Source organism: Zestomonas ipomoeae (assembly GCF_057128665.1).
In genome coordinates this window covers 46,889-66,959 of record NZ_JBSKHQ010000004.1, presented here as the reverse complement: position 1 = coordinate 66,959, position 20,071 = coordinate 46,889, and the positions used below count along the sequence as shown (strand labels likewise).

Annotated in this window: 23 protein-coding genes; 12 read left to right on the top strand and 11 right to left on the bottom strand. The window is 67.9% G+C overall.

Going from position 1 to position 20,071, the window contains the following annotated elements:
• Window positions 1-192 precede the first annotated feature (192 nt).
• Window positions 193-1,140: a hypothetical protein gene (locus ACWKV7_RS07385; RefSeq protein WP_483857015.1), complete on the top strand. Its 948-nt coding sequence runs from the start codon at window positions 193-195 to the stop codon at window positions 1,138-1,140.
• 58 nt (window positions 1,141-1,198) lie between these two features.
• Here the strand turns inward: ACWKV7_RS07385 and ACWKV7_RS07380 are convergent, their stop codons facing one another.
• Window positions 1,199-1,369, bottom strand: a complete 171-nt coding sequence (locus tag ACWKV7_RS07380) for a hypothetical protein (protein WP_483857014.1) — start codon at window positions 1,367-1,369, stop codon at window positions 1,199-1,201.
• Window positions 1,370-1,545: 176 nt separating this feature from the next.
• Here ACWKV7_RS07380 and ACWKV7_RS07375 point away from each other — a divergent pair, with 176 nt between their 5' ends.
• On the top strand, window positions 1,546-2,514 hold the full coding sequence (locus ACWKV7_RS07375) for a hypothetical protein (protein ID WP_483857013.1): 969 nt from the start codon (window positions 1,546-1,548) through the stop codon (window positions 2,512-2,514).
• Here ACWKV7_RS07375 and ACWKV7_RS07370 read toward each other — a convergent pair.
• Window positions 2,493-3,575 carry an aminopeptidase gene (locus ACWKV7_RS07370; protein WP_483857012.1) on the bottom strand — a complete coding sequence of 361 codons (1,083 nt, stop codon included), beginning with the start codon at window positions 3,573-3,575 and terminating at the stop codon, window positions 2,493-2,495. The two genes, ACWKV7_RS07375 and ACWKV7_RS07370, sit on opposite strands and share 22 nt — an antisense overlap.
• 51 nt (window positions 3,576-3,626) lie before the next feature.
• Here ACWKV7_RS07370 and ACWKV7_RS07365 point away from each other — a divergent pair, with 51 nt between their 5' ends.
• Window positions 3,627-4,046, top strand: a complete 420-nt coding sequence (locus ACWKV7_RS07365) for a PA0061/PA0062 family lipoprotein (RefSeq protein WP_483857011.1) — start codon at window positions 3,627-3,629, stop codon at window positions 4,044-4,046.
• Between the two features lie 51 nt (window positions 4,047-4,097).
• Window positions 4,098-4,514, top strand: coding sequence for a PA0061/PA0062 family lipoprotein (locus ACWKV7_RS07360; RefSeq protein WP_483857010.1), 417 nt, complete (start codon window positions 4,098-4,100; stop codon window positions 4,512-4,514).
• A 68-nt stretch (window positions 4,515-4,582) separates the two neighbouring features.
• Here ACWKV7_RS07360 and ACWKV7_RS07355 read toward each other — a convergent pair whose 3' ends face one another.
• From ACWKV7_RS07355 to ACWKV7_RS07345, 3 genes are all read right to left on the bottom strand, one after another.
• Window positions 4,583-4,798, bottom strand: coding sequence for a dodecin (locus ACWKV7_RS07355; RefSeq protein WP_483857009.1), 216 nt, complete (start codon window positions 4,796-4,798; stop codon window positions 4,583-4,585).
• Between the two features lie 211 nt (window positions 4,799-5,009).
• Window positions 5,010-5,132 (bottom strand): hypothetical protein, encoded by a 123-nt coding sequence (locus ACWKV7_RS07350; protein ID WP_483857008.1) that lies wholly within the window; start codon window positions 5,130-5,132, stop codon window positions 5,010-5,012.
• A gap of 89 nt (window positions 5,133-5,221) precedes the next feature.
• Window positions 5,222-6,103 (bottom strand): MBL fold metallo-hydrolase, encoded by an 882-nt coding sequence (locus ACWKV7_RS07345; protein ID WP_483857007.1) that lies wholly within the window; start codon window positions 6,101-6,103, stop codon window positions 5,222-5,224.
• A 106-nt stretch (window positions 6,104-6,209) separates the two neighbouring features.
• Between ACWKV7_RS07345 and ACWKV7_RS07340 the strand changes: the two genes are divergently transcribed.
• On the top strand, window positions 6,210-7,121 hold the full coding sequence (locus ACWKV7_RS07340; RefSeq protein WP_483857006.1) for a LysR family transcriptional regulator: 912 nt from the start codon (window positions 6,210-6,212) through the stop codon (window positions 7,119-7,121).
• 48 nt (window positions 7,122-7,169) lie between these two features.
• Here ACWKV7_RS07340 and ACWKV7_RS07335 read toward each other — a convergent pair whose 3' ends face one another.
• Window positions 7,170-8,075, bottom strand: a complete 906-nt coding sequence (locus tag ACWKV7_RS07335) for a LysR family transcriptional regulator (RefSeq protein ID WP_483857005.1) — start codon at window positions 8,073-8,075, stop codon at window positions 7,170-7,172.
• A gap of 206 nt (window positions 8,076-8,281) precedes the next feature.
• Here ACWKV7_RS07335 and trpB point away from each other — a divergent pair, with 206 nt between their 5' ends.
• Both trpB and trpA read left to right on the top strand, forming a co-directional pair.
• Window positions 8,282-9,493, top strand: a complete 1,212-nt coding sequence (gene trpB, locus ACWKV7_RS07330) for a tryptophan synthase subunit beta (protein ID WP_483857004.1) — start codon at window positions 8,282-8,284, stop codon at window positions 9,491-9,493.
• Window positions 9,490-10,299 (top strand): tryptophan synthase subunit alpha, encoded by an 810-nt coding sequence (trpA, locus tag ACWKV7_RS07325; protein WP_483857003.1) that lies wholly within the window; start codon window positions 9,490-9,492, stop codon window positions 10,297-10,299. Before trpB ends, trpA begins: the two co-directional genes overlap by 4 nt.
• 58 nt (window positions 10,300-10,357) lie before the next feature.
• Here trpA and ACWKV7_RS07320 read toward each other — a convergent pair whose 3' ends face one another.
• Together ACWKV7_RS07320 and ACWKV7_RS07315 are read right to left on the bottom strand one after the other, a co-directional pair.
• A complete protein-coding gene (locus tag ACWKV7_RS07320) occupies window positions 10,358-11,482 on the bottom strand; it encodes a M14 family metallopeptidase (RefSeq protein WP_483857002.1) in 1,125 nt (374 codons plus the stop codon).
• Between the two features lie 106 nt (window positions 11,483-11,588).
• Window positions 11,589-11,984, bottom strand: a complete 396-nt coding sequence (locus ACWKV7_RS07315; RefSeq protein WP_483857001.1) for a DUF3301 domain-containing protein — start codon at window positions 11,982-11,984, stop codon at window positions 11,589-11,591.
• 212 nt (window positions 11,985-12,196) lie between these two features.
• On the opposite strand from ACWKV7_RS07315, the gene ACWKV7_RS07310 reads away from it, so the two are divergent.
• Window positions 12,197-12,733, top strand: a complete 537-nt coding sequence (locus ACWKV7_RS07310; protein WP_483857000.1) for a TFIIB-type zinc ribbon-containing protein — start codon at window positions 12,197-12,199, stop codon at window positions 12,731-12,733.
• A 58-nt stretch (window positions 12,734-12,791) separates the two neighbouring features.
• The gene (locus ACWKV7_RS07305) at window positions 12,792-14,057 is read left to right on the top strand and encodes a hypothetical protein (protein WP_483856999.1); all 1,266 of its coding nucleotides are present in this window, start codon (window positions 12,792-12,794) and stop codon (window positions 14,055-14,057) included.
• Window positions 14,058-14,087: 30 nt separating this feature from the next.
• Here the strand turns inward: ACWKV7_RS07305 and ACWKV7_RS07300 are convergent, their stop codons facing one another.
• On the bottom strand, window positions 14,088-14,576 hold the full coding sequence (locus tag ACWKV7_RS07300; protein WP_483856998.1) for an acyl-CoA thioesterase: 489 nt from the start codon (window positions 14,574-14,576) through the stop codon (window positions 14,088-14,090).
• A 177-nt stretch (window positions 14,577-14,753) separates the two neighbouring features.
• Here ACWKV7_RS07300 and ACWKV7_RS07295 point away from each other — a divergent pair, with 177 nt between their 5' ends.
• The 3 genes from ACWKV7_RS07295 to ACWKV7_RS07285 are packed head-to-tail and all read left to right on the top strand — an operon-like array spanning window position 14,754 to window position 16,620.
• The gene (locus ACWKV7_RS07295) at window positions 14,754-15,164 is read left to right on the top strand and encodes an MbcA/ParS/Xre antitoxin family protein (RefSeq protein ID WP_483856997.1); all 411 of its coding nucleotides are present in this window, start codon (window positions 14,754-14,756) and stop codon (window positions 15,162-15,164) included.
• Complete coding sequence (locus ACWKV7_RS07290) at window positions 15,164-15,859, top strand: RES family NAD+ phosphorylase (RefSeq protein WP_483856996.1); 696 nt, start codon at window positions 15,164-15,166, stop codon at window positions 15,857-15,859. The genes ACWKV7_RS07295 and ACWKV7_RS07290 overlap by 1 nt, the downstream gene beginning before the upstream one ends.
• Before the next feature lie 41 nt (window positions 15,860-15,900).
• Window positions 15,901-16,620 carry a tetratricopeptide repeat protein gene (locus tag ACWKV7_RS07285; protein WP_483856995.1) on the top strand — a complete coding sequence of 240 codons (720 nt, stop codon included), beginning with the start codon at window positions 15,901-15,903 and terminating at the stop codon, window positions 16,618-16,620.
• Between the two features lie 602 nt (window positions 16,621-17,222).
• Here ACWKV7_RS07285 and ACWKV7_RS07280 read toward each other — a convergent pair.
• Window positions 17,223-18,590: a glutamine synthetase family protein gene (locus ACWKV7_RS07280; RefSeq protein WP_483856994.1), complete on the bottom strand. Its 1,368-nt coding sequence runs from the start codon at window positions 18,588-18,590 to the stop codon at window positions 17,223-17,225.
• Between the two features lie 17 nt (window positions 18,591-18,607).
• A complete protein-coding gene (locus ACWKV7_RS07275) occupies window positions 18,608-20,002 on the bottom strand; it encodes an aspartate aminotransferase family protein (RefSeq protein WP_483856993.1) in 1,395 nt (464 codons plus the stop codon).
• Between the last annotated feature and the right edge of the window lie 69 nt (window positions 20,003-20,071).

Below are 20,071 nucleotides of genomic sequence, written 5' to 3'. Positions count from 1 at the left end.
CGGGGTCGAGTCGGTATAGCCGGTATCCCCGCACATCATTCCGGCGTACGGGGGAGTCCGAAGGTTTCCGCCGTCGACCTGGCCGTGACTGGCGTCACGACTGGGCAACGGTGGCCTGGTGGGGCAAAACGCCATTGCCTATGCTCGCGCCGCCCGGGCTCGCATGCCCCTCTCAGAGAAAAGGACCTCCCCTTGGCCAGCAATCCGTTCAGCGAAGCCGTCGCCACCGCCGAGCCTGCCTTGGCGCGGCGTTCACCGCTGGCTTATCCAATGGCCGGCGTGGCGATTGGCATGGCGCTGGTGAGCGCTTGCCTGTCCTGGCTGCTGATGTGGCAGCAGTTCCCCGACAGGTCCGGGGCGTTCTGGCTCGAGCTGCTGCCCACGTATCTCGCCGGCTGGGCGTACAGGTCGTTGCTGGCGGCCGCCACGGTCATGCTGCTGACGCGCAGCTACCAGGAACGCCATGGCATCGTCGGCTACCGCCAACCGGCACAGTTGCTGAGTTGCTATGCATTGCTGAGCCTGCTCTGCCAGCTGACCTTGCCGCTGGTCCTGCAACCGCTCTATTTGAGGCTATTCGAATGGTTGCCGGATCTCGTGCAGCAGACGCTGGTGTTGAGCGTGGTCAGCCTGGCTTCGTTCGCCGTGGGTACGCTGTTGCCGCTCTGGGTGTGCCTGTCGCTGTTCAGCCCCCATGCGCAACGGAAGCCCGATGCCGATCCGGTCAGCGGCGCCTTCGTGGCGCTGGTGTTCGCCTTGTGCGTCTGTGCGCTGTCGTACCAGTTCCTCAGCATGGTCGGCCTGGGCGCCTCGGGACTGAGGCACGAGCCCTGGCAGCTGCTGGCCGGGCTGGGCGGCATGCTGATCAACGGCGTCATCATCCTGCTGGCTGCCCGGGCCGCGCTTCCGGTCCGGCTGGCGCGGCTGCGGGCCGGGAGCCTGCTGCTGGCCGCGCTCACCGCAGTGCTGCTGTTGCTTGCCGCGGTGATGCTGGGCGGGCTGCTGCTGGTGTTCTCCCTGGACTTCCGCAACTCGCTGAGCGGATTGTGGCTGCTGCTGGCGGGCCTCGCGCAGTGTGCGCTGCTGTGGCCGCTGACGCGCGTGGCCCTGAAATGGATCTACCGCCCGGTCGCCACCTGAGCCAGCCGCCGCAGGGTAATGCTTGCCCTCCGGCCAAACCCGGCAGGGCGGCGCCGGCCTACGGCACGGTACCGCCCATGATGTCCGGATCATCGGTGGGTAGCTCCTGGTCCGGGGCCATGCGGTCGTTGTCCGGCATTGCGAGTTCTTCGGCCTGGCGCTGGCCGCGCTGTTGCTTTGGCGTTCCGTTGGGCGTGGCCTTCCTGGACGATGGTTTACGGGTGGTCATGGCTAGCTCCTGAAAACCGCGAGAGGCCCTTGTTTGGAAATATCCGACGCCCGCAGGTTCAGTAGCTCGTGACGGTCGTCACGGGCAGGCACCGCCGGCCTGGTGAGGCAAAACGCCATTGCCTATCCTCCCTGCACCCAGGCGCCCGTGCCTTTCAATGGGACAAGACCCCAGCCATGCATGCCAATCCGTTCGCCGACGCTACCCGCCCGGACGTCTGCCGTCCCGCACCGACCTCGTCGCTGGCATTGCCAGTGGTGACGACGGTCGTGGTGCTGAGCCTGCTCAGTTGGCTGGCATCGTACGCCTGGCAAAGCTTGCAGGTGGATGACGGGGGAAGCAGCAATACCCTGTTCGACCTCGAGATGTTCGCCTGGAGCCTGGGCATGTGGCTGCGCGTGCTCATCCAGGTCGCCGCGGCGAGCCTATTGCTGCTTGGCGTGTTCGAGGAGCGTTACGGCATCGTCGGCTATCCGGCCGTGGTGCCGGCGATGATCTGCTTTGTGGTGCTCAATCTCGTTCTCTATCACGGGCTGGCCTGGGCCAGCATGGATTACTTCCTCAAGCTGATGGAGGCGCTCTACGAGCAGTTCGACATGACCGTGGCAAAGCTGTTGGCGCGGCTCATCGAGTGGCTCTGGATGGCCGTGGACACGCTGTTGCCGCTCTGGATCAGCCTGTCGTTGTTCAAGGGCAGGGCGCAGGTCGACCGGGCGGGCTACCGCATCTCAGGGCCCCGTGTGGCGTGGCTCTTCGCCTTTTGCACCGGTTCGCTCTATTTCGAGGTGGTCGACTGTTTGTTCGGCAATATGCTGAGCGATGTGTTTGGCGACTGGATCCACGGCGTGCTGGTGTTCGCCCTCGTCGTGTTGATCGTGGTCACCTTGTACCGGGGCGCAAGCGCCCGTCTTCCCCGGTATGCGCACCGCTTGCGGCCTGGCAGCATGCTGCTGGCCAGCGGGGTGGCGCTCCTGCTCCTGGCCGTCGTTTCGGTCCCGATGGCGGTAGCGGCCATAGTCGCCACCTACATCGAGCCGGATCTGGCGGCGGGGCTGTTATTGCTCTATGGCCTGGCGCACGTTGCCTTGCTGTGGTCGTTCTCGCGACTGGCGCTGAAATGGACCTATCGCCCCGAGGCGGCGTGAGTCGATTGCTCCAGCGCCTGTTGTCGCATCGCTGCCGGTTGCTCGGCCAGGCGCTGCGCTGCGCGGTAGAACGCCTGCCAATCCCCGCCCACCTGCGCGAACAGCGCGGCAAAGGCCGGTACCCACTGGTCGTAGAGGCCGAACGGCAGCAGCTTGGCGTTGTTCAGCGGGCCCTCCATCCAGGCGTCGTAGCGGCGGTCGCCGGCCCACTCGCGGTCGCGTAGCTGGCGATAGTCGCGGCGCAGGCGCTCGAACTCGGCCTGCTTGCGCGGGCGCATCTGCGCTTCTTCCAGGGGTTGGGCATACAGCCGCTGCAGGCGCTCGCGGGCGTCCAGCACCAGGGCGGTGAACTGCTCGCGCTGCCGTTGCTCGCGCGGGTCGACCGGTGGCAGGCCGCGGCTGGCGCGCCATTGGCGCAGGCCCTCCTGCTCGACGAAGCTGGCGAAGGATTCGTTGAAGGCGGTGTCGTTCGTCACGTAGAGCTGCTGGTGCGCCAGTTCGTGGAAGATCACCGCGGCCAGGCGGTCGTCGTCCCAGTGCAGCATGCTGCTGAGGATCGGGTCGTCGAACCAGCCGAGGGTGGAGTAGGCCGGGATGCCGGCGACGTAGGTGTCCCAGCCGTCCTGCTGCAAGACGGCCGCCGCGCCACGGGCGGCGCCCTGGCGGTAGTAGCCGCGGTAGGCGACGCAGCCGGCGATGGGAAAGCAGTAGGTCTTCGGCGCCAGGGAGAACTCCGGCGTGGCGAAGACGTTCCACACCACGTAGGGTCGATCCAGCCCGGCATACAGACGATAGCTGCGGTTGTCCGGCAAATGCAGTGCGGCGCTGGCGAAGGCTCTGGCCTGCAGCGCGAGGGCCAGGCGCTGGCGCAATTGGGGGGCGCGTGTCGGATCGGCGATGACCTCGGCGATGGGCTCGCGGCGGCGCAGCAGGTCGAGCTGGCCATCGAGCAACTGGCCGTAGTAGCCGAGGCTGGAGCAGCCGGAGAGCGCCGCGGCGAGCGCCAGGGGAACCCAGCGCGTGCGGCTACGGTCGAGTGACGGGGTGCGTAGTCGGATCATGCCGGCGACCCTAACCCGCCGGCTGTCGGCGCTCAACCGTTGGAGTTCGTCATGCGCTCACTTGTCCTGCTATTCGCCGCGCTCGCGTTGGGCGGTTGCTCGCTGTTGCCCTTGCCGCGTCCCGATCCGGCGCAGGCCTGGATCGATCTTCAGGCGCCGAAAGGCAGCAAGCTGCTGGCGCTGGAGGTGGACGACCAGCCGCTGCGCGATCCGCGCTATTTCCAGGTGAGCCCCGGTAGCCATGCGCTGCTGATGCGCTATCGCTTCGAGGTCAAGCCGGGCAACGTCGGTTTCACCGACCAGCCGCTGCCCCGCGATTGCCGGCTCGAGCTGCATTTCGAGGATTTCGAGGCGGGCCAGCGCTATCGCCTGGAGGCCGGCCGCGTCGGTTTCCGCCCGCGGGCCACGCTGTACGACCAGCAGGGGCGGTTGCTGACCCGCGCGCGGGAAAGCCGCTGCGGCGGTGTTTGAATACGGCGCGCAGGGGTATCCTGAAGCGTCCCTGGCTTTGCAGAGGTTGCCATGCGTGCCCTTTCCCTGTTGCCGTTGACCTGGCTGCTGACCGCCTGCGCCAGCCCGCTGCCGCCGCACAATGCGCAGATGGCCTGGGTCGATCTCTACGCCACGCCGGGTCAGACGCTGATGGCCGACCAGTTGGACGACGCGCGGGTCGCCGACGGTCGGTATTTCCAGGTCGCCCCGGGCGCTCATGAATTGCAGATGCGCTTCCAGTACGAAGTCAGCGGCGGCGGCATGGACGAGCCGTCCGAACCGCGGGAGATCACCTGCCAGTTGCGCGTTCGCTACGACGACTTCGCCGCCGGCCAGCGTTACCGGGTCGAGGCGCGGCCGCTGGCGATGCGTGCCCAGGCCTGGTTGTACGACGACCAGCGCAGGCTGCTTGCCAGGGGCGAGGTGGTGCGCTGCGGGACGTTCTAGGGGGGCTGTTTCCGTAGGGGCGAATTGATTCGCCTGCCGATCCGGGCGAATGAATTCGCCCCTACAGGTCAACTGTTGGCAATGCGGAAACCGACCTTCAGGGTGACCTGGAAGTGCGCCACCGCGCCGTTGGCGATGTGCCCGCGGGTCTCGGTGACTTCGAACCATTCCAGATGGCGAATGCTCTTGGCCGCTTCGGCCAGGGCATTGTTGATGGCGTCTTCGATGCTGGTGGGCGACGAGCCGACCAGTTCGACCTTCTTGTAGGTGTGGTGATTGGACATCTGCCTCTCCTTGATTGCCGAAAAAGAGACGCGCCGGATGGCGCGCTCTTTTACTGACAGTAGTCGAGGTCGGAAAGTGCGGCGAGTCGCTGGCTCAGAGGTGCAGCTCGGCCCGCAGGCTGGCGATCTTCTCGTTCATCGCCGGGGTCAGTTCGGCGCTGTTCAGGCGGCCGATGATGCCTTGCAGGATGCGCTTCTCGTTGTCGTCGACCTAGCCGTCGCGGCGGGCGATGTCCACCAGGCTTTCCAGCTCCTCGACCTGCAGCCTGCCGTCGTCGGCGAAGCACTTGATCGAACGGAAGGCCATTTCCAAATAGTCTCTGCTTTCGCTCATGCTGCGTTTCCCTGTTCTGCTGGTTGGCCGCCGGGCTGGCGGCCGCGAACGCTAACCAAAGGCGGCTGCCGGCGCAAGCAGGGCCGGCTTCAGGGCCACTGCATCTCGCCCTTGAGCACCTTGGCGCTCAGCTCCAGGCTGGATTCGCCCGGCAGGCCCGGATAGCGGCGCTGCATGGCCTGCACCAGGGCGGCGGCGTTCTTCGCCTCGGGCAGCTCGGCCTCCAGCGCCAGCAGATAGTCGCGGGTGAAGCGCAGGGCGCCGAGGTCGTGGGCGGTGTCGCCGAGGTAGTGGCCGGGCACCAGGGTCCGCGGCTGCAGCGCCTCGATGCGGGCGAGCATGTCCAGCCAGGCCCGGCGCGAGGCCGGGGTCTGGGTGTCGGCAGTCCAGACGTGTTCGCCGACGTCCACCAGCACGCCGCCGACCACCGTCTTGAGCGCCGGGATCCACAGGGTGGTGCGCTCCGGGTCCGGGCCGTCCAGGCCGAGCACCTGAATGGTCTGGCCTTCCAGGCTCAGGCTGTCGCCTGCCAGGGGGCGCGGCACGATGACGCGTGTCGGTGCGCCGTCCTTGAGAATCGGCCCCCAGTAGGCCAGCTTGCCGGCTTGGGTGTGCTCGATATGGGCGATGGTCTGCGGCGTGGCCAGCACCTTGGCGTCGGGGAAGGCCTTGGTGAGCGTTTCCAGGCCGAAGTAGAAGTCGGGATCGCCATGGCTGATGTAGATGGTGGTCAGGCGCTTGCCGCTGGCGCGCACAAGGTCGACCAATTGTCTGGCCTCATGGCTGGAGAACTGCGCATCCACCAGCAGGGCATCGTTTTCGCCGGTGATCAACGTGGAGCTGACCGGGAAGATCGCCTGCTCGCCGGGGTTGTAGACCTGCAAGGCGAGCGGCGCCGGGGCGGCCTGGGTGCTGCCGGCGGCGATCAGCAGGCCGGCGGCGACGATGGAACGTACACGGGAAAGGGACATGAGCGCACCTCGATAGGGGCTGGGAAGAGGAGGCCATGTTAGTTGCTGGAAACGCCGCAAAAAGCCCCGTAATCTGCGGCAATCTATTGCATGGATCGAGCGAATCATGGACCGGCTCACGGCAACCCGGGTCTTCGTCGAAGTGGTCGACTGCGGCAGCCAGACCGCTGCGGCCGAGCGCCTGGACATGTCGCGGGCGATGGTTTCGCGCTACCTGGCGGAGCTGGAGACGTGGGTCGGGGCGCGTCTGCTGCACCGCAGCACGCGGCGGCTGAGCCTGACCGGCGTCGGCAGCGAGATGCTGCCCAGCTGCCGGCAGCTGCTGGCCCTGGCCGACGGCATGCAGGCCGCCGGCCGCCAGGCCAGCGACAGCCCCAGCGGCCTGTTGCGCATCACCTGTTCGCAGTCGCTGGCGCAGGCTTGGCTGGCAGCGGCGGTGACCGCGTTCGTTGCGCGCTACCCGGCCACGTCCGTAGACCTGCTGGTGAACAGCCAGGCGGTGAACCTGGTGGAAGAACGCATCGACCTGGCGCTGCGCATCACCAACCAGCTCGACCCCAACCTGATCGCCCGGCGCCTCGGCACCTGCCGTTCGCTGGTCTGCGCCGCGCCGGCCTACCTGGCGCGCCAGGGCACGCCGCAGCGACCGCAGGAGCTGGCGCTGCACAACTGCCTGACCTACACCTACTTCGGCCGCAGCCTCTGGCAGTTCAGCCGGGACGGCGAGCCGCTCAGCGTGGCGGTGGGCGGCAACATCAGCGCCAACGAGTCCACCGTGCTGCTGGAAGCCACCCTGGCGGGGGCCGGCATCAGCCTGCAGCCGCTGTATTCGGTGGCTCCGCTGCTGCGCGACGGGCGCCTGGTGGCGCTGCTGCCGGAGTACGAGGTGGAAAGCCTGGGCATCCATGCGCTCTACGGTTCGCGCCGGCAGATGCTGCCGGCGCTGCGCGCGCTGCTGGACTTCCTGGTCGAGCGCCTGGCGGCCGATGCCGACGGGGAGCGCTTGCTGGCGCGCTGAGCGGCGGGTCGACGCCCGTGGCGCTCCTGCCTTTGCCTTCGCGGTTTGCTACGCGGCTTGGGGTGGAGTGCCGCGCAGCTCCTGCTTCAGCCAGGCCGCCAGGCGTTCGCCGCGCCGGTCGGTGCCGCGTACCGGCAGCCACAGTGCCAGCCGTGCCGGCGTCTCGATGAAGCCCCAGGGCGCTGCCAGGCGGCCGGCGGCCAGGTCGTCGGCCACCAGTTGCTGTGGGGCGATGGCCACCCCGAGGCCGGCTACCGCCGCTTCCAGCAGGTAGTAGAGATGGGCGAAGCCCTGGCCGAGCTTCAACTGGCCGGCAGCCAGCGCGACTCCCGTGGCCCAGGTCGGCCAGGCCTGCGGCCGCGAAGTGGTGTGCAGCAGCGGCTCGCCGAGCAGCGCGGCGGCGGGCGCGCCGGCCAACTCGGCATAGCGGCCATAGCGCGGGCTGAGCACCGGGCCGATGCGCTCCACCGCCAGCTCGTGCACCTGCATGTCCGCCGGCCAGGGCGGTTCGGCGAACAGCAGGGCGGCGTCCAGGCCCGGCCGCCGCGGGTCCGGCTCGCCTTCGCTGGTGGCCAGTTGCAGATGCAGGTCGGGCAGTTCGCGATTGAGCCGGTCCAGCCGCGGAATGAACCAGCGTGCCAGCAGGCTGCCAGGGCAGCCGAGCACGAAGGGCGCGTCCACCTGCTGGCGCTGCAGCTCGGCACAGGTGCTGCGCAGGCGGGCGAAGGCCTCGCTGGCCGCATCGCGCAGGCGCAGGCCGGCATCGGTGAGTTTTACGCCGCGTCCATCCTTGTCGAACAGGCTCGCGCCGAGCTGCTCCTCAAGGGTCCGGATCTGGCGGCTCACCGCACCGTGAGTGACATGCAGCTCCTCGGCCGCTCGGCTTACGCTGCCCAGGCGGGCGGCAGCCTCGAAGGCGCGCAGGGCATTTAGCGGGGGTAGGTCTCGGCTCATGTAATCTGTGAGTTTTTCTGACAGGTAGAGGCAATCTAATCGCTTTTCGACGGATCGGCCAGGGGTAGAATGGCGGCCATGTCCTTCTCCTACCGGGAGAAGGTGGCCGCAGGCCGGATGAGGCATTGCCCAGCCCGGCCCGCCGTTAACCCTCACCCCCAGCCCCTCTCCCACGGGGAGAGGGGGGCAAAAGCAGGAGCCCTGCCATGACTTCACTTCGCACCGGCCCGGATGCCACCGGCCTGTTCGGCCAGTTCGGCGGCCAGTACGTCGCCGAGACCCTGATGCCGCTGATCCACGACCTCGCCGCTGAATACGAGAAGGCCAAGGCCGATCCCGAGTTCGCCAAAGAGCTGGCGTACTTCCAGCGCGACTACGTCGGCCGGCCGAGCCCGCTGTACTTCGCCGAGCGCCTGACCGAACACTGCGGCGGCGCCAAGATCTATCTGAAGCGCGAAGAGCTCAATCACACCGGCGCGCACAAGATCAACAACTGCATCGGCCAGATCCTGCTGGCGCGGCGCATGGGCAAGCAGCGCATCATCGCCGAGACCGGCGCCGGCATGCATGGCGTGGCCACCGCCACCGTGGCCGCGCGCTTCGGCCTCGACTGCGTGATCTACATGGGCACCACCGACATCGATCGCCAGCAGGCCAACGTGTTCCGCATGAAGCTCTTGGGCGCCACCGTGATCCCGGTCACCGCCGGCACCGGCACCCTCAAGGACGCGATGAACGAGGCGCTGCGCGACTGGGTGACCAACGTGCACAACACCTTCTACCTGATCGGCACCGTTGCCGGCCCGCACCCGTACCCGGCGATGGTGCGCGACTTCCAGGCGGTGATCGGCAAGGAAACCCGCGAGCAGCTGCAGGAGAAGGAGGGCCGCCTTCCCGACAGCCTGGTCGCCTGCATCGGCGGCGGCTCCAACGCCATGGGCCTGTTCCACCCGTTCCTCGACGATAAGTCGGTACAGATCGTCGGCGTCGAAGCCGCCGGCCACGGCATCGAGACCGGCCAGCACGCCGCCAGCCTCAATGGCGGCGTACCCGGCGTGCTGCACGGCAACCGCACCTTCCTGCTGCAGGACGACGACGGCCAGATCATCGACGCCCATTCGATCTCCGCCGGCCTCGACTACCCGGGCATCGGCCCGGAACACGCCTGGCTGCACGACATCGGCCGCGTCGAGTACACCTCAATCACCGACAAGGAAGCGCTCGCCGCCTTTCACAAGTGCTGTCGCCTGGAAGGCATCATCCCGGCCCTGGAAAGCGCCCACGCGCTGGCCGAAGTCTTCAAGCGCGCGCCGACCCTGCCCAAGGATCACCTGATGGTGGTCAACCTGTCCGGCCGCGGCGACAAGGACATGCAGACCGTCATGCACCACTACGACGAACAGGAAGAACACATATGAGCCGCCTGCAGAGCCGCTTCGCCGAGCTGAAGCAAGAGAACCGCGCCGCCCTGGTGACCTTCGTCACCGCCGGGGACCCCGGCTACGACGCCTCCCTGGCGATCCTCAAGGGCCTGCCGAAAGCCGGCGCCGACGTGATCGAGCTGGGCATGCCGTTCACCGACCCGATGGCCGACGGCCCGTCGATCCAGCTGGCCAACATTCGCGCCCTGGCGGCCAAGCAGAACCTGGCCAAGACCCTGCAGATGGTTCGCGAGTTCCGCCAGGACGACCGGAGCACCCCGCTGGTGCTGATGGGTTACTTCAACCCGATCCACAAGTACGGCGTGCCGCGCTTCATCGCCGATGCCAAGGACGCCGGCGTCGACGGCCTGATCGTGGTGGACCTGCCGCCGGAGCACAACGTCGACCTCTGCGCTCCGGCCCAGGCCGCCGGGCTGGATTTCATCCGCCTGACCACGCCGACCACCGACGATGCGCGCCTGCCCAAGGTCCTCGACGGCAGCTCCGGCTTCGTCTACTACGTCTCGGTGGCCGGGGTGACCGGTGCCGGCTCGGCGACCGTCGAGCATGTCGAGCAGGCAGTCGCGCGCCTGCGCCGGCATACCGACCTGCCGATCAGCATCGGCTTCGGCATTCGCACGCCGGAACACGCGGCAACCATCGCCCGCCTGGCCGATGGCGTGGTGGTGGGCTCGGCACTGGTCGACCAGATCGCCAAGGCGCAATCGCCGGAACAGGCGGTGAACGGTGTGCTCGACCTCTGCGCGAGCCTGGCCGAGGGCGTGCGCGGCGCCCGTCGCTGAGTTCGTCGCTCGATAAAACAAGCCGCCCTCGGGCGGCTTTTGCATGTCAGGCCGGCGCTCAGCGCAGCGTGCCGACCATCGCCGCCAGCACGCTGAGCACGTCCCGCGCCAGCCGCTTGGAGCGATCACCGTTCCAGCCGGTGCGCGGCTGCGGATTATCGTCGTGGTCCTTGAACGGCATTTCCACCGTGTAGGCCAGGCAATCGTAGGTCTGCCCGACCCAGTTGCAGGCCAGCGCCAGGTTGGCCTGGCCGGGTTCGTCCCGCGGGTAGCCGTGTTTCACCTGGAATTCGCCGATGGCCATCAGGCGCTGGCGGAATTCCTGCTCCAGCGCATCCAGGCGCGGCGTGAAGCCCGGGTTGCCTTCGCAGCCGGCGGTGAACACGTGGGGAACTTCCTCGTCGCCGTGGATATCGAGGAAGCAGTCGACGCCGATGGCCGCCATCTGCCGCTGGACGAACAGCACTTCCGGGCTGCGCGCGGCGGACGGCTCCAGCCAGGCGCGGTTGAGGTCCTGGCCGGCGGCGTTGGTGCGCAGGTTGCCGAGAAAGGCGCCGTCCGGGTTCATGCACGGCATCAGGTACAGGTCGGCCTGCGCCAGCAGGCTGCGCAGCTCGGCGTCGTCCTGGCCAAGGCGCTCGATCAGCCCTTCCATGAACCACTCGCCCATGTGCTCGCCGGGGTGCTGCTGGGCGATCAGCCAGATCTTGCGCGGCGCGCTCGCGCTACCGCGAACATGCAACAGTGGCAGCTCGCGGCCCTGCAGGCTGCTGCCGCAAGCCAGCAGCTCGACATTCGGAAGCGCCAGGGCCCGGACCAGCAAGCGGGCATGGCGGGCACGGCTGTAGGGTTCGAAATAGGCGAAGCGCGCCGATGGCTGCTCGGCCAGCAGCTCGAAGTGCAGGCCATCGTCGTCATAGCGGGTCAGCACGCGGAACCAGTGTTCGCCGTCGTAGCTGGCCACCGCCTGGTAGCCGTTCCAGGCACTGGCATAGCTGGATTGCGGCGCATTGACCAGGGAGAAGCCGTGGCGTTGGCCGGGCACCAGGCCTTCGGCGAGAAAGTGGAACCACTGGAAGTGGTCGCTGGCAAAGTCCTTGCGAATGGCCAGGCGTATCTGGCTCGGATCGCTGGCGTCCAGGACCTGGATATTGCCGCTGTCGAAATCGCTGCGAATCTGCATGGTTGCACCCCCATTGTGCCGAGTGCCGGGCAGGATAGCCGCCCGCACCGCCGTGCGCATGCCCGCTGGCCGGCCATGTCGCATTCATGCAAGTCGGGCCGGGGGACTATTCGCCGTCGTGGCGGCGATGCTCGCGGCGCCAGTGGTCGAGCTGGATGATCTGCGCGTCCTGCTGGGGTGCCTTGCCGGGGAAGGGATGGGCGTCCAGCTCGATATGGCCGAGCTGGCGGCCGAACATCACGATGCGGCCGGCATGCCGCTGTTCGCCGGTGACGGTGAATTCGAAGTTGTAGGTCCGCGCCAGGCGCCGGCGGCCCTGGGCGTCGCGCATCAGGCCGAGCCTGCGCAGGGCGACGGCGCCGTCGAGCAGCTCCACGTCCATCTTCGTGCAGTGCTGCTTGACCAGCGCCAGGGCGCGTTCGCGCAGGCCATGGGCATGCCACAGCCAGGCGCCGGCAGTGGCCAGCAGCAGGAATATCGTCACATCGCCCAGGGTCAGCATGGATCGGTCCGGCAACGGGGGGCGCCCAGCTTAACCGATCCCGCCGTGCGGCTGAGACGCCTGTGCCGAACGCGTGTCGGGTTTCGCACGCTGGATGCCGCTGGCGGATTCGCCGGCCTTGCGCTGCGCTTCGGGCGATGCAGCACAGCATCGGCTTGCCGGTGATGGCATTCTTGTCTAGTTTGGCCTGCCACCCCACAAGGACGATCGCCATGAAGTGCCCCGCCTGCAAGAACATCGAACTCAAGCCCACCAAGCTGGACGAAGGCGTGCTTGCCCACGGCTGCCCGAAGTGCGAAGGCGCGCTGGTGTCGCTGCTGCATTACCGCGACTGGGCCGAGCGCAGCGCACCGGCGGAAGACGCCGCGCCGGCCACCCTGGACGAAGTCAGTGCCAGCGAGAGCGCGACCGCCCTGGGCTGCCCGAAGTGCGCCAAGCTGATGACCAAGTTCCAGATCAGCGGCCTCGCGCACAATCGCCTGGACCTGTGCAGCACCTGCGACGAGGCCTGGCTCGATGGCGGCGAGTGGCAACTGCTCAAGGCGCTGGAACTGAGCCACAGGATGCCGCAGATCTTCACCGATGCCTGGCAGCGCAAGGTGCGCCAGCAGGCCTCCGAAGAGGCGCGGCGGCAACGCTTCGCCCGGCTGGCCGGGGAGGAGGCGGTCCAGCGTGCCGACGAGGTTCGCGCCTGGCTCAAGGACCACCCGCAGCGTCGCGAGCTGCTGTTCTATATCGGCCATGAGTGAGCGGGTGCAAGCCGCTTTCCGAAAGATGACCAGGCCCGCCCCACGATAGGAAATCACCATGAAGAAGCGCTATATCGCCGTCGCCGCCGTGGCGGCGCTGGTGGCGGGCAGTTACGCCTGGTTGCGCGACGAGGCGCCGAGCCCGGAGGTGCAGAGCTGGTTGCAGCAGTTGGAGGCACGTCCGGATCGAAGTGCCGCCTATCTGTTCCTCAACGGCCTGGATGCGTCCTTGGGGCAGGAACCGGCCGCGCTGGGTAAGTCGCGCCTCGAGACTTACCGGTACTGGGTGGCGGAGCATGGCGATGGCGAGCACTTCGCTCCGGCACCGCCGGAGGTGCTGGCACTGCCGCAGGGGCCGGCCTTCTGCGCCAAGGAACAGCAGGACTGCCTGCCTGGCCTGATCGCCCGCGAGCCGGAACCGTTGACGGCCGAGCAGCAGGAGTTGCTGAAGCGGTACCGGTACTTCCTGCAACTGCACGACTACGCGACCCTGACCGAACCGAGCTACTACGAACCGCTACCGCCGTTCAGCTACCTGCTGCGCGGCAACCGGCTGCAGGCGCTGGAAGCCCTGCGCCTGGCGAAGGCCGGCGATGGCCAGGCGGCGCTGGCGCTGCTCGAAGCGGATGTCGCGGCGCTGCGCCGGCAACTGGCCGTAGCCGATCATCTGGTCCTGAAAATACTGATGGCCAGCCTGCTGGATCAGGACCTCGACTGGCTGGCGCAGCTCTATCGCCGCGGCCTGATCCCGGCTCCGCAGCCAATGGCACCGCTGAATCCGGCGGAGCGCTCCATGCAAGCAGCCTTTGTGCGCGAGTTCGGTGGCGGCGCAGCGCTGTTCGCCGGGTTGCGGGCCAATGAGGCGGCGGGTGCGCTTGGTCGGGAGCGGCTGGGCTACGCGGCCCTGCGCTTGGTCTACAAGCCGCAGATGACCATCAACCGCTTGCTACCTCCCTTCCAGACGCTGGCCGAGCGGTCGCAGCTGTCGCCGGCGGCGTTCCGGGAACGGTTGCTGAGCGACACGCCGCAGCGGAAGCCCGACATGCAGTGGCGCAATTACGTGGGCTCGGTGCTGCTGAATATCTCCGGCCCTGACTTCAACACCTACATCGGCCGGCTGCACGACCTGGACGCCAAGCTCAAGCTGCTCAACCTGCTGCCGCAGTTGCCGGCCGACAGTGCGCCGAGCAGCGCGCAGCTCGCCGCCCTGGCCGATGCCGACAACCCTTACCAGCCCGGCGTGCCGCCGTTCTGGAAGGCCACGACCGGCCAGCTCTGCTACACCGGCCCGCTGCCCGAGCACAAAGGCAGCCGCTGCCTGTAAACCGACCGGCGCGACGGGTTCCCGCAGCGCCTAGCCCGGTACCTCGCCTTTCAGTTCCCGGTAGCGCTGCTCCAGCTCCTGGCGAATCTGCCGGCGCTGCTGGGCCTGGGCGAAGCGGCGTTTTTCGTCGGCGGTCTGCGGTTGGCGCGGCGGCACCGGGATCGGCTGGCGCTCGTCGTCCACCGCCACCATGGTGAAGAAGCAACTGTTGGTGTGGCGCATGGCGCGTTCGCGAATGTTCTCGGTGACTACCTTGATGCCGATCTCCATCGAGGTGCGGCCGGTGTAGTTGACCGAGGCGAGGAAGGTCACCAGTTCGCCGACGTGGATCGGCTCGCGGAAGATCACCTGGTCCACCGACAGGGTCACCACGTAGCTGCCGGCATAGCGGCTGGCACAGGCGTAGGCCACTTCGTCCAAGTACTTGAGCAGCGTGCCGCCATGCACGTTGCCGGCGAAGTTGGCCATGTCCGGCGTCATCAACACGGTCATCGACAGGTGGGCGTTTCCGGGTTCCATAGCGGCATCTTCTTCGGGATATGGAGCAACCATAGTCCAGCGCCGGGATGGTTTCCGGTGGGCGCGACCATAGCAAGACCGTGGGTGGCGAAGCGCACGCGAAAGGGAGCCGCTTGCGCTTGCATATGATGTTTCATCTACCGATACTGAAGATATAACAACGGATGGAGACCTGACATGACCGTCGCCGCCCCCCACTCGGCCGCCGTCGAACTGGCCGGAGAGGCAGCCCGCCGCGACTTGGCTCGCGTGGTCGCCGCGCTGTTCGAGCGCTGGCGGTTGGATACCGAGGTGCAGATGCAGCTGCTCGGCATGAGCCCGAAGAGCCGCACCCAACTACCCAAGTACCGTGCCGGCGAACGTGCCTTGCCGGCCAGCCGCGATACCCTCGACCGCGCTGGCTACCTGCTTGGCATCCACAAGGGCCTGCGCCTGCTGTTCCCCGAGGACGAAGAACTGCGTTTCAGCTGGGTGCACCGGCGCAACCGCGCGCTGGACGGTGCGACGCCGCTGGAAGTGATGGTCGGCGACGGCCTGCTGGGCATCGCCCGGGTGGCCCGGCTGATCGATTTCCAACGGGGCCGCTGATGGTACTGCTCGATCGCAATTGCGACTTCGCCGGGCCGGTGTACCGCAACATCGTTTCCCTGCGGGCCTCGGCCAACCTGTTCGACGACCTGGTCGACGATGCCCGGGCCCAGGAGGTGGCCAACGCCGCCGAGATGCGCGTGCGCAATCAGCCGCCGGGTGTGATCGAACGCGGCCTGGCCTACAGCGAGGCGATCGGCTACCCGTTCGAAGCCGACACCAGCGTCGCCAGCCGCTATGGCGACGGCACCGTGCGGGTCTGGTACGGCGCCCTCGACGAGGACTGCGCGCTGGCCGAAACCTGCTACCACCAGATTCAGATGCTGCGCGACATCGAAGGGGTAGAGCGTTCGGTGACCCGCTACCGCAAGGTGTGGCAGGTGCACGCCGCCGGCCTGTTCGTCGACCTGCGCGGCAAGGCCGAGGAATACCCCGCGCTGGTGGCCAACGACGACGCCTACACCCAGGCCTTGGGCAAGCGTCTGTCCCACGAGGGACTGCCCGGCCTGCTGTTTCCTTCCGCGCGCTGGCCGACCGGCGAATGCCTCGCCGCCTTCCGCGCCGATCCGCTGAGCCAGCCGGTGCAGCTCTACGACCTGACCTACCGCATCGACCCGGTGGCCGGCACGGTGGCGGTCGAGCGCGAGCCGGGCAAGCTGCTGCGGCGGCTGAGCCTGGAGCAGTTGCAGCGCTGAGGCTGCAAATCGCCCCATTTCCCTTGATGAGAATTTTCCCGATGCGTATCTGCCTGCTTCTGACGATCCTTTTCTCCGGCCTGTGTACCGCCGCCGAGCCGACGCGTTGCGACAGCCCGGCGCGCTGCAATCAGCTCGGCACGGCCGCCTACCAGGCCGGGCGCCATGCCGAGGCCATCGAACTGTTCGAGCGCCAGTTGCGCTATGCCGAGCGGGAGAATGGCTCTTCCTCGGCACGGGAACTGGCGCTGAACAACTTGATGCTGGCGACCTTGCGCGCCGGGCAGCCGGAAATGGCCCGTGCCTGGCTGGAAGTGGCGCTGGCTGCCGGATTTGAGGGGGCGGCGACTCGTCATAACCTCGGCCAGGTAATGGACGCGGCGCAGCTCGCGCCGCTGGCCGACACGCCGGAAGGGCACTACCTGCACTATGTCGGCCAGGCCATCTGGAGCACGCTGGATATCCGGCGCGAAGCGGATGGCCGCCTGCGGGCGGCGTTCTTCCCGGTGCGCCCCGGCTTCAACGTCGAACAGTACGGCCCGGCGGCGATCGGCGGGTTGGAGGGCACGCTCGAGGGCCGGGGCGCTTACTTCCATCTGCGGGACGCCGGCCTGGCGGTGACCTGTCCGGTCGACCTGCTGCGGTCGGGGCCAGACATGCGGGTGCTGGAGCGCTTCGCGGAGGATTGCCAGAACTATGGCGGCGCCGGCGCCACCATCGCCGGCAGCTACATCAAGGTGAGCAACACACCTGAGCAATGACGGCATGGGGCCGGCGGGCGGGGGCCGAAGGGAAAAGCACTCGGCCGGCGCGGGCCGCAGGCTCGGTGGTTGCAGGCAATACCGAGTCGGCAACTGGATACCGACCTTCGTCGGTATGACGGGCTTGGAGGTTATGCGACGAGGGATTCGCCTATGCGCCGATTTGCCCTGTAAACCGAAGCCGGCAAACAGCCCCGCCGTGTTCCCCGCTCACTGCACATCTACCCAGCCCGTCGCCCCGGCGCCCGGAGTTCAAGGCACCGGCGAGCCTGCTTCTGGATACCGGCCTGCGCCGGCATGACGAAGCATCCTGGACGCTGGTGCGCCGCCCAGCCAGGCGATAGCAGCGTCACCCGCTCGCACCGCGCTTTAAACCCGTCGCCCCGGCGCAGGCCGGGGCCCAGGCGCACGGGGTCAAGGCATCGGCGAGCCCGCGTCTGGATACCGGCCTGCGCCGGCATGACGAAGCATCCCGGACGCTGGTGCGCCGTCCAGCCAGGCGATAGCAGCGTCACCCGCTCGCACCGCGTTTCGAACCCGTCACCCCGGCGCAGGCCGGGGCCCAGGAGGCGTTCGGGCCGCTGGGATGCTGGTCGGGCACTTCACGCCTGGGTCAGGTACCAGCGCCAGTCCTGCTCGCCGACCTCGCCCATGAACTGGCGGTATTCCTCCTGCTTGATCGCCAGGTAGACCCTGAGGAAGTCCTCGCCCAGCGCCTCGCGGGCCCATTCGGAGCGTTCCAGAGCCCGGAGTGCGGTAAGCCAGTCGGTCGGCAGCTGTTCGCGGGCCTGGGCGTAGCCGTTGCCTTCGATGGGCGCGCCGGGGTCGAGTCGCTGGCGGATGCCGTGGTGAATGCCGGCCAGCAGCGCGGCGGCGGCGAGGTAAGGATTGGCGTCGGCGCCGCAGATGCGATGCTCGATGTGTCGGCTGGGTGCCGGCCCGCCGGGCACGCGCAGGGAGACGGTGCGGTTGTTGATGCCCCAGGTCGGCGCCAGCGGTGCGTAGCTGTTGGCCTGGAAGCGGCGGAACGAGTTGGCGTGGGGGCAGAAGATCGCCAGGCCGTCGAGCAGTGTGGCGAGCATGCCGGCCACCGAATGCCTGAGCAGCGGCGTGCCCTCCGGCGCCTCGCTGGCGTAGAGGTTGTTGCCCTGCTCGTCGGCCAGGCTGACGTGCATGTGCAGGCCATTGCCGGCCAGGTCGCCGAACGGCTTGGCCATGAAGCAGGCCTGCAACCCGTGGGCGTTGGCCACGCCCTTGACCAGGCGCTTGTAGCGCACCGCCTCGTCCATCGCCTGTAGCGCATCGAAGCGGTGTTCCAGGGTGATCTCCACCTGACCCGGGGCGTACTCGGAAATCGCCGTGCGCGCCGGCAGGCCCTGGGCCTCGCAGGCGGCGTAGAGGTCGTCGAGGAACGCCTGCAACTGCTCCAGCTCATAGATGCCATAGACCTGCGTGGCCTGCGGTCGCTGGCCATTCATCTGCCGCGCGGGCAGCGGCCGGCCGTTTTCGCCGCGCTCGCAGTCGAGCAGGTAGAACTCCAGTTCGGCGGCCATCACTGGGTGGTAGCCGTCGGCCTTCAGGCCGTCGATCACCCGAGCCAGCACGTGCCGCGGGTCGGCCACGGTGGCCGGCATTCCCTGGCTCGGGTGCATGCTCACCTGCAACTGCGCGGTGGGCGAGCGGCGCCAGGGTTGCAGCGCCAGGCTGCCGGGCAGCGGAAAGGACCAGCAGTCGGCATCGCCCACTTCCCAGACCAGGCCGGTGTCTTCGACGTCTTCGCCGTTGATGCTCAGACCGAGGATGGTGCTGGGCAGCGGCCGGCCGTGGCGATAGATCGCCAGCAGCTCCTCGCGGCGCAGCAGCTTGCCGCGCGGCACGCCGTTGGGGTCGATGATGAACAGCTCGAAGCTCTTCACATCCGGGTACTGGGCGAGGAAGGTTTCGGCTTCTTGCGGGTTGGCGAATCGCATGGGAATTCTCGTGTGGGTTAGATGAGCCTGGCGCCGGGAATCGCCAGCAGCTCGCCCAGGCCCTGGTCGAGCGTGGCGATCAGCCGGTCGATGTCGGCCTCGCTGGTGGCCGGGCAGCACAGGGTCATGTTGTGGAACGGGGTGATCAGGATGCCGCGGTTGATCAGATACAGATGCAGGGCCATCTGCAGGCTGTCGTGGAACGCCGCTTCGGCCTCGGCGCCGGTCTTCGGCGACTCGGCGCAGAACTGGAATTCGCAGCGTGCGCCCAACTCGGTCACCGACCAGGCCAGTCCGTGCAAGCGGATCAGCCGGCGCAGGCCCTCGGCCAGGCGCGTGGCCAGCGGCAGCATGTGCGCGTAGGCCTGCTCGGTCATCACCTCGCCGAGGTTGGCGCGCATGCAGTGCATGGCCAGGGCGTTGGCCGACAGGGTGGTGCCCATGCCGCTGTGGCCGTGGCCTTCGCCGTGCTCGCTGGCGTGCTTGCGGGCCAGCTGCATGGCCTGGGCCATCTCCGCCGTGCAGCCGTAGACCGAGCAGGGCACGCCGCCGGCGATGGGCTTGCCGAGGGTGAGGAAGTCTGGCTCCAACCCCCAGGCGCGGGTGCAGCCGCCGGGGCCGGTGGAGATGGTGTGGGTTTCGTCGATGATCAGCAGCGTGCCGCAGGCGCGGGTCAGCTCGCGCAGGCGCTGGTGGAAGCCGGGCTCGGGCAGCACCATGCCGATGTTGGTCATCGCCGGCTCGCAGAGCACGGCCGCCACGTCGCCCTGGGCCAGCGCGGTTTCCAGCGCAGCCAGGTCGTTGAAGGGAATGGCGCGGCTGTAGCGGGTCAGGTCCTGGGCCTGGCCGAGCAGGCCTGGGCGGTGCAGGGTGCGGCCCTCGCGATGGCGCACCAGGGTGTCGTCGACGGTGCCGTGGTAGCAGCCGTCGAACACCAGCACCACGTTGCGTCCGGTGATCGCCCGCGCCCAGCGCAGCACGAAGCGGTTGGCGTCGGTGGCGGTGGTCGCCACCTGCCAATAGGGCAGGCCGAAGCGCTCGGCGAGCAGCTCGCCGGCCACCACCGCGTCCTCGCCGGGCAGCATGGTGGTCAGGCCGTTGCCGGCCTGCTCGGCGATGGCGCGGGCAATGGGGGCCGGCGAATGGCCGAACATGGCACCGGTGTCACCCAGGCAGAAGTCGAGGTAGGCATGCCCGTCCACGTCGTGGAAACGCGCGCCTTCGGCATGGCTGACGAACAGCGGGCAAGGCGTCGACCAGTCGCTCATCCAGTGCATCGGCACGCCGCCGAACAGCGAATGGCGGGCCCGCTCGGCAAGGGCGACGGAGTTCGGATGGGTTTCGATGAAGCGCGCCCGTTCGCGGGCGGCGAGCGTTTCCACGGCGCTTTCGGCGATGCCGCTGGTTGTCATGTCGAACACCTCGTTTGATTTTCAACACATCATGATTTTGTGATCACATATCTGTCAATAGGGCTAGCA